The 12,242-nt window shown below is 58.4% G+C and carries 13 protein-coding genes; 12 read left to right on the forward strand and 1 reads right to left on the reverse strand.

Annotated elements, in window-relative coordinates; translation table 11 throughout:
• Positions 1-73 precede the first annotated feature (73 nt).
• The 5 genes from VNZ60_RS01850 to VNZ60_RS01870 all read left to right on the forward strand — a co-directional run bounded on the left by VNZ60_RS01850 (position 74) and on the right by VNZ60_RS01870 (position 4,597).
• Positions 74-1,372 carry an NAD(P)/FAD-dependent oxidoreductase gene (locus tag VNZ60_RS01850; protein ID WP_325656614.1) on the forward strand — a complete coding sequence of 433 codons (1,299 nt, stop codon included), beginning with the start codon at positions 74-76 and terminating at the stop codon, positions 1,370-1,372.
• Positions 1,373-1,532: 160 nt separating this feature from the next.
• The gene (locus VNZ60_RS01855; RefSeq protein WP_325656616.1) at positions 1,533-1,967 is read left to right on the forward strand and encodes a glycine zipper domain-containing protein; all 435 of its coding nucleotides are present in this window, start codon (positions 1,533-1,535) and stop codon (positions 1,965-1,967) included.
• 185 nt (positions 1,968-2,152) lie between these two features.
• Positions 2,153-2,353, forward strand: coding sequence for a hypothetical protein (locus VNZ60_RS01860; protein WP_325656617.1), 201 nt, complete (start codon positions 2,153-2,155; stop codon positions 2,351-2,353).
• 155 nt (positions 2,354-2,508) lie between these two features.
• A complete protein-coding gene (locus tag VNZ60_RS01865; RefSeq protein ID WP_325656619.1) occupies positions 2,509-3,288 on the forward strand; it encodes a c-type cytochrome in 780 nt (259 codons plus the stop codon).
• Positions 3,289-3,304: 16 nt separating this feature from the next.
• The gene (locus VNZ60_RS01870) at positions 3,305-4,597 is read left to right on the forward strand and encodes a c-type cytochrome (protein ID WP_325656621.1); all 1,293 of its coding nucleotides are present in this window, start codon (positions 3,305-3,307) and stop codon (positions 4,595-4,597) included.
• A gap of 56 nt (positions 4,598-4,653) precedes the next feature.
• Here the strand turns inward: VNZ60_RS01870 and VNZ60_RS01875 are convergent, their stop codons facing one another.
• On the reverse strand, positions 4,654-5,631 hold the full coding sequence (locus VNZ60_RS01875; RefSeq protein WP_325656623.1) for an NAD(P)H-quinone oxidoreductase: 978 nt from the start codon (positions 5,629-5,631) through the stop codon (positions 4,654-4,656).
• Positions 5,632-5,860: 229 nt separating this feature from the next.
• Here VNZ60_RS01875 and VNZ60_RS01880 point away from each other — a divergent pair, with 229 nt between their 5' ends.
• From VNZ60_RS01880 to VNZ60_RS01910, 7 genes are all read left to right on the forward strand, one after another.
• Positions 5,861-7,315 (forward strand): GGDEF domain-containing protein, encoded by a 1,455-nt coding sequence (locus tag VNZ60_RS01880; protein ID WP_325656625.1) that lies wholly within the window; start codon positions 5,861-5,863, stop codon positions 7,313-7,315.
• Positions 7,316-7,556: 241 nt separating this feature from the next.
• Complete coding sequence (locus tag VNZ60_RS01885; RefSeq protein WP_325656627.1) at positions 7,557-8,210, forward strand: hydrolase; 654 nt, start codon at positions 7,557-7,559, stop codon at positions 8,208-8,210.
• Between the two features lie 65 nt (positions 8,211-8,275).
• Positions 8,276-10,123 (forward strand): amidohydrolase, encoded by a 1,848-nt coding sequence (locus VNZ60_RS01890; protein ID WP_325656629.1) that lies wholly within the window; start codon positions 8,276-8,278, stop codon positions 10,121-10,123.
• Between the two features lie 48 nt (positions 10,124-10,171).
• Entirely contained in the window at positions 10,172-10,363 is a 192-nt protein-coding gene (locus VNZ60_RS01895; protein ID WP_325656631.1) for a DUF1427 family protein, read from the forward strand.
• Entirely contained in the window at positions 10,360-10,512 is a 153-nt protein-coding gene (locus VNZ60_RS01900) for a DUF1427 family protein (RefSeq protein ID WP_325656633.1), read from the forward strand. The genes VNZ60_RS01895 and VNZ60_RS01900 overlap by 4 nt, the downstream gene beginning before the upstream one ends.
• Positions 10,513-10,524: 12 nt before the next feature.
• On the forward strand, positions 10,525-11,226 hold the full coding sequence (locus VNZ60_RS01905) for a YoaK family protein (protein WP_325656635.1): 702 nt from the start codon (positions 10,525-10,527) through the stop codon (positions 11,224-11,226).
• A gap of 77 nt (positions 11,227-11,303) precedes the next feature.
• A complete protein-coding gene (locus tag VNZ60_RS01910; RefSeq protein WP_325656637.1) occupies positions 11,304-12,227 on the forward strand; it encodes a DedA family protein/thiosulfate sulfurtransferase GlpE in 924 nt (307 codons plus the stop codon).
• Positions 12,228-12,242 lie beyond the last annotated feature (15 nt).

Genomic DNA, 12,242 nt, shown 5'->3' on the forward strand with positions numbered 1-12,242 from the left:
ACTGGTTTTATGCCTGTGCGAGCCTCTGCGTTTCCGGACGCGATTGATCAATAAAAAATTGAAGGAAAGACGGATGGCAGATGAAATCGTGATTGTCGGCGGTGGCGCCGGCGGCCTGGAGCTGGCTTGCAAGCTCGGCCGCAAGTTGGGCAGTGGTCACGTTACGCTGGTGGATCGGGCGCTGTACCACATCTGGAAGCCGTCGTTGCACGAAGTCGCAGCGGGGACCCGCGATATTCACCAGGAAGGCCTGTCTTACCAGATGTTGGCGCATGACAATAAATTTCGCTTTGTCTACGGCGCCATGACTGCGCTGGACAGCGCCAGCAACACGATCACGGTGGACGCAGTGCGTGACGAATCGGCGGCGGAGCTGATCCCGCCGCGTCAGATTGCGTTCGGCAAGCTGGTGATTGCAGTCGGCAGTGTCTCCAACTATTTCGGCATCAGCGGCGCCGAAGAAAATACGATTTCGCTGAACTCCACTGAGGACGCAGAGCATTTCCGGTTGTTGCTGTTGAAGATGCTGGCACAGGCGGATTTGAAGAAAGAAAAGAATCCGGACGCCGGGGTCGACATCGTGATTGTCGGCGGCGGCGCTACCGGCGTTGAGCTGGCGGCAGAATTGCGCGACGCCAGCAGCGTCTACACCGATTATGATTTCCCGCATCTGAATCCGGATCGCGATGTCCGCATCACCATCCTGGAAGGCGCGCCGCGTTTGCTGGCGCCGCTGACTGAGCGGGTCTCGAAAGCCGCCGTCAAACTTTTGCAGGAGCGTGAGGTGCGGGTGGTGACCGATTGCCGTGTCGCCAGCATTGCAGAGAATTTCGTGACCGACGCCAACGGCAACAACTATGTGTCCGACCTGTGCGTCTGGTCGGCCGGCATCAAGGCGCCCGATTTCCTCAAAACTTTAGGATTGCCGGTAATTAAATCCGGCCAGTTGGAAGTCGACGGCTTCCTGAAGGTCGCCACCACCAATAATATTTATGCACTGGGCGATTGCGCGGCTTGCATCGGCAGCGATGGCAAGATGGTTCCGCCGCGGGCGCAGGCGGCGCATCAGCAGGCCGATTATCTGGTCGACACTTTCGTTCGCGCCAGCAAAGGACAAGCGGCGCCGGATGGGCCTTATGTCTATACGGATCACGGCTCGCTGGTGTCGTTCGGCAGAAATACCTCGGTCGGGACCTTGATGGGATCGCTGACAAAACTCGGCTGGTTTGTGGACGGTTTTTTTGCCCGCATGATGTATACCAGCCTGCATTTGATGCATTTGAACGCATTGCTGGGGCCGGTGCGCACCGGCGTTACCGCCGCCGCCAGCAGCTTGATGAAACACGCCAAACCTTCGGTCAAGCTGCACTGAGTTTGTAAGTATGTTGTGCAGGTGTAAAAGTATGTATCGTTTGCATGGTTTTCTCGGGAGCTGGCCTATAGTTCAACTCAACAGCCGCAATCCGTACGATCCTTAGTTGGTGGCGGTTGGTTGGCGGGCTGTGACTATACGACCCTTAAAGGAGTCAATCATGCTGTACAAAAAATGGATATGCATTGCACTGCTGGCCAGCACAACTGCGGCAGTTTCAACCTCAGCCATGGCTTACGACGACGGCGCCAATACTGCCATCGGTGCGGTGGCTGGCGCAGTCATCGGCGGTGCGGTGGGCGGCCGTAACGGCGCGATCGTCGGCGGTGTGCTCGGCGCCGCGGTGGGCGCCACTTCCGGCGGCTATCGCCAGGACGATCGTGGTTACTATGATCGCGGACGAGCTTATTATGAACCCGAGCAAGCATATTATGCACAGCCAGCTCCGGTGTACTACCGGCCAACTCCGGTCTACTATCGGCCGGCCCCGGTGTATTACCAGCCGCAGCCTGTGTATTACCGGCCAGCCCCGGCGTATGTCGAAAGCCGTGAATATTATCGGCAGCCGTATCGCGGCGATTACTACGAGCGCTGATCTGATACTGACTTAATACTGAGATATTTAACATTAAAACGCCGCTCCAGATGCGAATCTGGAGCGGCGTTTTTGTTGATGTCGTGGATTCTTTGCTATGCGCCAGGCAGCGAACGTCCTATATTGAATGAAAAGGCCAAGGAAGTTTGGCAACTAAGTTTGGCAATCTGATAGAGGAGACTGCGATGGGAAAAATCAAACATGTTTCGACTGCTTCCAATCCCGACAAGAAAAAGAAGATGCAGCCGGTGAATCCGGCTGAAAGATGGACCGGGCATGCACTCGATGGCAGCCAGCAGCTGGATATCGTCGAAGAGCAAATGTATGTGAACGAACCGGGCACCACGATCGACCAGCCATTGGTGCCGCCCAAGACGCCAAAGTGATGATCCCTGGTTGTTCCAGCGCGGCCGCGGCCTGGGACAATTTGTCCAGCCAAAACAGCGTCTGTCAGCCTTACTAGCTAGTTACTTGCTAGTTTATAATCGATGCCTGAATGCCCTCCCTAAAAAATGCAGCAACATAAAAAGGCAGGAAAATCATGTCGATTCTTTCGGTAAGACCGGTCAGCGGCCGGGTCGCGGGCAGTACCTGCCATCTTGGCTCGAAGTTCCTGTTTTTTCTTGCCGCGGCCTTGCTGGCCGTCTCCGTCCTCGTCCCCGCCCCCGTCTCTGCGGCAGAGGTCGACGCCGGCGCTGTTCCCGATACCATCAAGCAGCGCCTCACCGCATGTACCGCCTGTCATGGCGAGCAGGGGCGCGCTACCAACAATGGCTATTACCCGCGTATCGCCGGCAAGCCGGCCGGTTATCTCTATAACCAGCTGCATAATTTTCGCGAAGGACGCCGTCAATATCCGATGATGACTTATCTGGTCGATCATCTGTCCGACGCTTATCTGCAAGAAATCGCCCAGTATTTTGCGGACCAGCATCCGCCTTATCCGGCGCCGCAACCCTTTGATCAGTCGAACGCGGTACGCGAACGCGGCGAGACTCTGGTCAACAAGGGTGATCCCGGCAAGAAGATCCCAGCCTGCATCGCCTGCCACGGCAGCGCCATGACCGGCGTCTTGCCGGCTACGCCGGGTTTGCTCGGTTTGCCGCGCGACTATCTGGTGGGCCAGATCGGCGCCTGGAAAAGCGGTGCGCGTCATGCGCTGGCGCCCGATTGCATGGCGCAGGTGGTGCAACGCCTGAGTGCCGAAGATATCGCTGCGGTCTCAGCGTGGCTGGCTGCGCAGCCGGTGCCTGCAGGCGCTGCCGCAGTTGCTCCCGCCTCGGTCAAACTGCCGCTTGCTTGCGGCAGTGTCCCCAACTGATAAAGCGGAGCGAAGAATGAAACGGATATTCAAGTGGGGAATAGCTGCTCTGGTGCTGCTGATCGCGCTGGCAGTGGGGGTACTGGCAATGCTCAATGTTGATGACCGCGCCGCGCAGCCGCAGCCTGCAGCCGCGGTCAATCCCGCCGAGCAGGTTACGCGCGGCGCTTACCTGGTGCGTACCGGCGATTGCGTGGCTTGCCACACCGCACGCGGCGGCAGGGAACTGGCGGGAGGGCGCGCGATACAGACGCCATTCGGCGCCGTCTATTCGCCGAATGTGACGCCTGATAAAGAAAGCGGCATCGGCAACTGGTCGGCCGACGATTTCTGGCAGGCGCTGCATAACGGCAAATCGAAGGACGGCAGCTTGTTGTATCCGGCCTTCCCCTATACCAACTACACCAAAGTGACACGCGCCGACGCCGACGCCATGTTTGCCTATCTGCGCAGCGTGCCGCCGGTGCCGCAAAAGAATCTGCAGCACGATTTGCGTTTTCCCTATAACCAGCGGTTCCTGCTCTATGGCTGGCGCGCCCTGTATTTTCGGCCGGGTGTATATCAGGCCGAGACACAACAATCGGTGGAGTGGAATCGTGGTGCGTATCTGGTGCAGGGGCTGGGCCACTGCAGTGCTTGCCACACCACGCGCAACGCGCTGGGCGGTACCGATTTGAAAGCCGAGCTGGGAGGAGGCTTTATTCCGGTGGTTAACTGGTATGCGCCATCGCTGACCTCGGATGAGGAAATCGGCCTCGGCGACTGGGATATCCAGCACATCACCGGTTTACTGAAAAACGGCATCTCGCCACGCGGCACAGTGCTGGGGCCGATGGCGGAAGTAGTGGGCGCCAGCTTGCAGCATCTGAACGATGAAGATGTCGGCGCGATGGCGGTTTACCTGAAATCCTTGCCGCGTCAAAAGCAAGCGTCAGAAGTCAAAGAGCGCGCCAGTCCTGACCAGGTGGCAAGCGTTCTGGAGCTGGGCGGGAAGATCTACAAGAACCATTGCGCGGATTGCCACCAGGCTTCCGGCAAAGGCCAGTGGCCGGCTTATCCGCCGCTGGCAAGCAATCACGCGATCACCATGACCTCGCCGGTGAATGCGATCAGGGTAGTCCTGAATGGCGGCTTCGCGCCAAGCACAGCCGCCAATCCGCGTCCTTACGGCATGCCGCCTTACGGCCCATTGCTTAACGACGGCGAGGTGGCAGCGGTGGTCTCGTATATCCGCAACAGCTGGGGCAACAAGGCGCCGGTTGTGAGTGCATCCGAAGTCAACCGTTATCGCGCAGTGCCCTTGGATTAGCTCTGCGGTTCTACAAGTAAAAAAGCAGCCTGGCTGCTTTTTTTACTTGTAGCAGCTTATATGGTTAGCATGATCTTGCCGATGTGCGAACTGCTTTCCATCAATGCATGCGCCTGCGCCGCTTGCTCAAGCGGGAAGGTTTTGAAGATCACCGGTTTGATTTTTTTTGCCGCCAGCAGTGGCCAGACGCGTTCGTGCAATTGGGCTGCGATGGCGGCCTTGAAGGCGATTGGCCGCGGCCGTAAGGTGGAGCCGGTAATCGTCAGGCGCCGCATCAGTATCTGGCGAAAATCGATATTCGCGCTGCCGCCGCCCAGGGTGGCAATGAATACCAGGCGGCCGTCGTCCGCCAGGCAGCTGATTTCACGCGGCACGTAGTCGCCGGCCACCATGTCCAGGATCACGTTGACGCCTTTGCCGTCGGTAGCTGCCTTGATGACGGCGGCGAAGTCTTCGCTGCGGTAATTGATGGCGCGTTCGGCGCCCAGCGCTTCGCAGGCGCGGCATTTTTCATCCGAGCCGGCGGTGGCAAATACGCGATGGCCGAGCGCCGTGGCGATCTGGATTGCCGCCGCGCCGATGCCGGAACTGCCGCCCTGCACCAGCAAGGTTTCGCCGCTCGCCAGTTTGGCCCGATCGAAGACATTGCTCCAGACCGTGAAAAAGGTTTCCGGCAGCGATGCCGCCTCCACTGCGCTCCAGCCATCGGGCAGCGGCAGGCACTGGGCGCTCGGGGCACAGCAGTATTCGGCATAACCGCCGCCCTGAACCAAGGCGCATACCAGATCGCCCTTCTTGAAAGCGCTATTGCTGAAATCGCCGTCGACGATTTCACCGGCGATCTCCAGCCCCGGTAAATCGGATGCGCCCGGCGGCGGTGAATAATTACCGGTGCGCTGGAACACGTCGGGCCGGTTGACGCCGGCGGCTTGCACCTTGATCAGTACTTCGCCGGGCTTGAAAGCCGGCATAGGGCGTTCGCAGACTTGCAATACATCCGGGCCGCCGGGTTGGGTGATTTCGATAGCGCGCATTGGAGTGATACCTTGGTCTGTAGGAGGAGATAGCCATTGTATGACAAGTCTTATTTCTGTTTTGAAGGCATCTCCCAAATCAATTGCAAATCAATTGCAAATCAATTGCAAATGATTTGTTAAGCGACCCTAGCCCATTGCGGTTATTTGACCTATTATTTTGATGCATAGTGGCAGGGTTTCTGAGGGGAAATCAAGCCATTCAGGGGCTTTATAAAGAAAACAGGCAATGACCGACCGCGCATCAAACGCAGGTAACAATGCCGTATCCAAGCCGGCCTGGCACCACAAAAGCGTATCGCCAGCAACGCGGCAGGCAACTGGCCGACAGCGGCGGAGCGCGCTGTGGGCCTGTATCGCTATTGCCCTGGGAACCTTGCTGTTGCTGCCGCTGGCGGCGATCAAGGGAGCGCCGATGCCGGCCTTCATCCCCTCCTACCAGACGGCGGCCGTGCTCGCCTATCTCGTCATTACCTATCTGATTTTTGCCCACTACCGTGCTACCGGAGCGCTCGATTTGCTGTATATCGGCGGCGGCTGTTTTTATTGCACCGGGATTCTGATTGCCCAATTCCTGGCTTTACCTGGTATGTTCCTGTCGCAAGGGGCATTGCTGGGTGGGGCGCAGAGCGCGATCTGGCTGTGGTTTTTCTGGCATGCGGGTCTGGCGCTGGGCATCCTGGCTTATGCCGCCAGCCGTTGGTGGGATCCGGCTCTGGCGGCTGGCCATCCCGAACGCATGGCGCATCGGCTGATGGCAGTGGTGGCGGCGGCGCTGATTGCCAGCCTGGCCGCGGTCAGCGTATTCCATGCACAATTGCCGCAGCTCGACGACAACGGTAATTTTCATCGCGTGATCAACAGCGGCGTCGGCGCGCTGCTCCAGCTCATCACTGCTACGGCCTTGCTGATATTGTGGCAGGCCACGCGCTTCCGGGCGGTGTTGCATGTGTGGCTGGGTGTAGCCTTGATTGCACTGCTATGCGATAACGCCATCACCATGGCGGGCGGCAGCCAGTTTTCGATCGGCTGGTACGTCGGCCGCGGCAACGCCCTGATTTTGGCCATGGTGCTGCTGCTGATCTATCTGCGTGAAATCAACCAGGTCTATCTGAAGACGGTGCATGACGCCCGCCTGCTGGCGCTCAACAACGCCATGCTGGAAGTGCGGATGGATCAGGTGCGGCTGGACGATCTCACCGGTCTGCCCGGCCGCTCGCTGTTTCTCGAACTGGCGGAAACCCTGCGTAGTCGCGATTTTCCCGGCCGCCAGGCGGTGGCGCTGTTGTTCATTGATCTGGATGGATTTAAACGGATTAACGACAATCTGGGGCATGACCGCGGCGACACCGTGCTGGTCAAGGTGGCTGCCGCCCTCAGGTCGGTGCTAAGGGATAGCGATATCGCCGGGCGCGTCGGCGGCGACGAATTCGTGGTGTGCCTGGTGGCTCCTGCCGCCGGCGTCCAAGCCATCGCAACCGCGGTTGCCGGCCGCATTGTCAGCCGCGTCGCCGCGATTGGCGACGGCATCGGCTGCAGCATCGGCATAGCTTTGTGCCAGGCCGAAAATCTGGAATGGGACGCCGCATTACGCCACGCCGACGAAGCCATGTACCAGGCCAAGCGCCAGGGTAAAAGCCGTTTTACTATATATGGCCATGCGCTTCTGGATGAAGTGGCTTGAATGAACTCGCCTGAATGAAATTGCTGGAGATGCGATCGGCAAGCGCATCTTCTGGTTTTAGATGTTGATAGTGCAATGATCGATAAATTCGATTGTTGATCAATAAATTTTCCGTTTTTCTTTTGATTTTCTCTCGCTCATACTGCATTTCATTGGCGGTCACCTAGATATTCAGGCGTCAATGAAGCTAAATCGGATTTTATTGCAGTTTCGAATTTATCGCACACTGAGAGAAAACATCATGCCAATCGCACTCGCCCAGGCCGGCAGCACATTGCTAAATCCTGCTAACCACACCTTGATCATGATCGATCATCAATCGCAAATGGCGTTCGCCACCAAATCCATCGATCTGGTGTCCTTGCGCAATAACGTAGCGTTGGTGGCAAAGGCCGCCAAGGAATTCAAGGTTTCGACCATATTGACTACGGTCGCCGAGAAATCGTTTTCGGGTCCTATCTTCGACGAAATCAAAACCGTGTTTCCAGAGCACGAAGTGATCGACCGCACTACCATGAATACTTGGGAAGATGCGCGCATCGCGGAGCGCGTCAACGCCATCGGCAAGGGCAAGATCGTACTGGCCGGCTTGTGGACTTCGGTGTGCATCGTCGGGCCGGCCTTATCGGCTCTCGATCAGGGATTTGAGGTGTACGTGATTACCGACGCCAGCGGCGACGTCTCCGATGAAGCGCACCAGCGCGCGGTGGAACGCATGATCCAGCAAGGCGCACGTCCCATGACATCGCTGCAGTATCTGCTGGAATTGCAACGCGACTGGGCGCGCGCCGAAACCTACAATGAAACCGTGGCCACCTCGATCGCACATGGCGGCGGTTACGGCCTCGGCCTGATCTATGCCAAGACTATGTTCAATGCTTCTGAAGGACATTAAGGCAACGCGGCCCGGCCAATTGTTTGCCGGGCTGTGATCGATTTGCAGAGATCAAGGAGACGAGCATGAATGCAGACATGATTTTGTTGAACGGCCGCTTTCACACGGTCGACAAGACGCAGCCGCTGGCGACGGCAGTGGCTATCCAGGACGGTAAATTTATTGCAGTCGGCGACGCCGAACAGGTGATGCGTCATCGCAGCGCGGCTACCCAGGTGATTGACTTGAACGGCCGCACCGTGGTCCCCGGCTTGAACGACTCGCATATTCATCTGATCCGCGGCGGCCTCAACTACAACCTGGAATTGCGCTGGGAGGGCGTGCCATCGCTGGCGGACGCCTTGCGCATGTTGAGAGAGCAGGCCTTGCGCACCCCGCATCCGCAGTGGGTGCGGGTGGTCGGCGGCTGGACTGAATTCCAGTTCGCCGAAAAGCGCATGCCGACCCTGGAAGAAATCAATGCCGCCGCGCCTGATACGCCGGTGTTCATTCTCCATCTGTACGACCGCGCCTTGCTCAACCGCGCCGCCTTGCGCGCCGTCGGTTATACCAAGGACACGCCGAATCCGCCGGGCGGCGAAATCCAGCGCGACGCCAGCGGCAATCCGACCGGCATGCTGATCGCCAAACCGAACGCCATGATCCTGTACGCCACCTTGGCCAAGGGGCCGGCGCTGCCGCACGAGCAGCAAGTCAACTCTACCCGCCAGTTCATGCGCGAGCTGAACCGGCTCGGAGTCACCAGCGCCATCGACGCCGGCGGCGGTTTCCAGAATTACCCGGAAGACTACGCCATCATCGATCAGCTGGCGCGTGATCAGCAGCTCACCATACGCATTGCCTACAACCTGTTCACCCAGCGTAAAGGGCAGGAACTGGAAGATTTCCAGAAATGGACGGACATGATCGCACCAGGTCATGGCGATGATTTTTACCGCCATAACGGCGCCGGCGAAATGCTGGTGTTTTCAGCGGCAGACTTTGAAGACTTCCTGGAGCCGCGCCCGGACTTGGCGGCCGGCATGGAAGACGAGTTGGAAAAGGTGGTGCGCCATTTGGTCTCGCAACGCTGGCCGTTCCGTCTGCATGCGACGTATGACGAATCGATCAGCCGCATGCTGGATGTGTTTGAAAAAGTGAACCGCGAAATTCCTTTCGACGGCTTGCACTGGATTTTCGACCATGCGGAAACCATCACGCCGCGCAATATCGAACGCGTGCGGGCGCTTGGCGGCGGCATCGCGATCCAGCATCGGATGGCGTTCCAGGGCGAATATTTTGCCGAGCGCTATGGCGCCGAAGCGGCCAAACACACGCCGCCGGTAGCACGCATGCTGGAAATGGGAGTGCCGGTCGGCGCCGGCACCGACGCTACCCGCGTGGCTAGTTACAACCCCTGGACCGCACTGTACTGGCTGGTGTCGGGGCGCACCGTCGGCGGCATGCGTTTGTACGACACGGCCGGGCAGTTATCACGCGATACCGCGCTGGAATTGTGGACCGCCGGCAGTGCCTGGTTCTCCAGCGAGCAGGGCAAGAAAGGCCGTATCAAGGAAGGACAACTGGCCGATCTGGCCGTGTTGTCGGCGGATTTTTTTGCGATCGATGAAGACAGCATCAAGGCGCTGGAATCGGTGTTGACGGTAGTCGGCGGCAAGATCGTCTACGGTACGGCGGAATTCGCTCCGCTGGCGCCGCCGCCGATTCCGGTATTGCCGGATTGGTCGCCGGTGAAAAATGTGCCGGGACATTATCGTCCTGTGCCGCAACAGCGTCAGGCTTTGCCACACCAGTGCGCAGGCGCTTGCGGCGTGCACGCCCATGCGCATGACGCGGCCAGGAAATCGACCGTGCCGATCTCCGATTATTCCGGATTTTGGGGTGCACTAGGCTGCAGCTGTTTCGCTTTTTAAACTTGTCACGGACCTCTTTGCGATGTCCGTTTGCCATCGAGGATCATCATGCGCTATACAAAGATATTTTTGGGTTTGCTGCTGTCGTTTGTGGTCGGCGCCGCTTGTCGTCTGGCGCAGATTCCGGTGCCTTCGCCGCCGGTGCTAAGCGGGGCGCTATTGGTTTTCATGATGAGCAGCGGCTACTGGCTGGTGGGTCGTTACCTGGAAACTCGCGCCGCGCCCGAGGAAAAATCATGATTGCCTTGATGCTGGGTGTGATCCTGGGGCTGCTGGTAGGCGCGCTCTGCCGCTGGTTCGATCTGCCATCGCCGACGCCGCCGACACCGGTCGGCGCCTTGCTGGTGGTGGCGATGACACTGGGCTACGTGGTTGCGGGTCAGGTTTGACAGGAGAGCATAATGCAGGAAAATCGCAAGACGCAACAAGCGGTCGCACTGAGCTTTCTGGCCGGTTACGTCGATACCGTGGGGTTTATCGCCTTGTTCGGCTTGTTCACCGCGCACGTTACCGGTAACTTCGTACTGATCGGCAGCGAGCTGGCCAACCCCTCGCACGGCGTGCTGATCAAGTTGCTGGCGTTCCCGGCTTTCATATTCGCCGTGGCGCTGACGCGCATGGCGGTGGTCTGGCTGGAGCGCGGCGGCAAGTCGCCCATGCCTTATCTGTTGCTGCTGCAATTGATTTTTTTGCTATGTTTCATGGCCGCCGGGTATCTGATCGAACCGGTGCGCGATGCGAGAGCGCCGCTGGCTTTGCTGGCCGGCGTGTTCGGCGCTGCCAGCATGGGCGTGCAAAACGCCAGCAGCCGCCTGATCTTGCAACACTTGACGCCGACCACGGTGATGACCGGCAATGTCACCCAACTGGTGATTGATCTGGTCGATATCCTGCGCGCTGCGGCGGATGACAATGTGCGCCAGCGCTGCGTCAAATTCTTTTGGCCGGTGGTGGCGTTCGGCGTCGGTGCGATAAGCGGTGCGTTCGCCTACAAGTACTTGCTGTTTCTGGCGCTGTTGTTGCCGGCCGCGATACTGGCTTGGCTGGCTGGCACAGAATATCTTTCAGAAAAGACCGAAGTCGGATCGCCATCAACTTTATAATGTTTAAGGAATTTACTTAAGTATTCTAATATTGCCGATCTGGCAATTCTTGACATGGCGATGAGGCGACGAAAGAGATGACCTATTTGTTTCATTTGATTGAGCAATATGGGCTGGTCATCGTATTTTTCAATGTGCTGGCGGAACAACTGGGAGCGCCGGTACCGGCTTATCCTACCCTGGTGATTACGGGCGCCTTGATGCACCGGGGCGACTACTCGGCGCCGGTGTTGCTGCTCACCGCGGTAGTCGCGGCGCTGATCGCCGACTATCTCTGGTTTCTCGCGGGGCGGCGTTATGGCAGGAAAGTGCTGTCGACGCTGTGCCGCATTTCCCTGTCGCCGGATTCCTGCGTGCGGCAAACCGAAACGATCTATTCGCGCTGGGGAGCACGCTCGCTGCTGCTGGCCAAATTCATTCCCGGCTTCGCATCCATCGCCAGCGCACTGGCCGGCACCATCGGCACCAGGCGCACGACTTTCGTTATCTACGACGGTATAGGCGCGGCCTTGTGGGCCGGTCTGGCGATTTTCCTCGGCTCGCTGTTCAGCACCACCATCGACGATTTATTGAACGTGCTGACCGAGCTTGGCCAATACGGCATGTTGCTGGTCGCCGCCGGATTTGCGATTTTTGTCGCCAGCAAATGGTGGCAGCGCCGGCGTTTCCGCATGTCTTTGCGCATGGCGCGCATCACAGTGGACGAACTGGATCAGTTGTTCAAACAGGGAGTCACTCCGGCCATTGTCGATATACGTTCGCCGGCGTCGCAACAGGCCGGGCGGATTCCTGGCGCACGCACTATTTCACATCAGGAAATTCATAGCTTCGTCTTCGATGCGCCGATGGACGAGGAAGTGATCGTCTACTGTGCTTGTCCGAACGAAGCCTCGGCGGCTTTGGTCGCCAAGCAGCTGATGCAGCGGGGATACAAGAAGGTGCGGCCGCTGTCAGGCGGCATCGATGCCTGGATCGCCGCTGGTCACGCGATCGACTCTTAGTCCGCTTCTAGCCAT

Source organism: Collimonas sp. (assembly GCF_035566375.1).
Classification (GTDB): Bacteria; Pseudomonadota; Gammaproteobacteria; order Burkholderiales; family Burkholderiaceae_D; genus Collimonas.

Excerpts from the sequence above, each read along its gene's own strand:
- VNZ60_RS01855 (WP_325656616.1), top strand. The coding sequence starts at position 1,533 with ATGCTGTACAAAAAATGGATATGCATTGCACTGCTGGCCAGCACAACT.
- VNZ60_RS01850 (WP_325656614.1), top strand. The coding sequence starts at position 74 with ATGGCAGATGAAATCGTGATTGTCGGCGGTGGCGCCGGCGGCCTGGAG.
- VNZ60_RS01900 (WP_325656633.1), top strand. The coding sequence starts at position 10,360 with ATGATTGCCTTGATGCTGGGTGTGATCCTGGGGCTGCTGGTAGGCGCG.
- VNZ60_RS01865 (WP_325656619.1), top strand. The coding sequence starts at position 2,509 with ATGTCGATTCTTTCGGTAAGACCGGTCAGCGGCCGGGTCGCGGGCAGT.
- VNZ60_RS01905 (WP_325656635.1), top strand. The coding sequence starts at position 10,525 with ATGCAGGAAAATCGCAAGACGCAACAAGCGGTCGCACTGAGCTTTCTG.
- VNZ60_RS01890 (WP_325656629.1), top strand. The coding sequence starts at position 8,276 with ATGAATGCAGACATGATTTTGTTGAACGGCCGCTTTCACACGGTCGAC.
- VNZ60_RS01870 (WP_325656621.1), top strand. The coding sequence starts at position 3,305 with ATGAAACGGATATTCAAGTGGGGAATAGCTGCTCTGGTGCTGCTGATC.
- VNZ60_RS01910 (WP_325656637.1), top strand. The coding sequence starts at position 11,304 with ATGACCTATTTGTTTCATTTGATTGAGCAATATGGGCTGGTCATCGTA.
- VNZ60_RS01880 (WP_325656625.1), top strand. The coding sequence starts at position 5,861 with ATGACCGACCGCGCATCAAACGCAGGTAACAATGCCGTATCCAAGCCG.
- VNZ60_RS01885 (WP_325656627.1), top strand. The coding sequence starts at position 7,557 with ATGCCAATCGCACTCGCCCAGGCCGGCAGCACATTGCTAAATCCTGCT.
- VNZ60_RS01860 (WP_325656617.1), top strand. The coding sequence starts at position 2,153 with ATGGGAAAAATCAAACATGTTTCGACTGCTTCCAATCCCGACAAGAAA.
- VNZ60_RS01895 (WP_325656631.1), top strand. The coding sequence starts at position 10,172 with ATGCGCTATACAAAGATATTTTTGGGTTTGCTGCTGTCGTTTGTGGTC.
- VNZ60_RS01875 (WP_325656623.1), bottom strand. The coding sequence starts at position 5,631 with ATGCGCGCTATCGAAATCACCCAACCCGGCGGCCCGGATGTATTGCAA.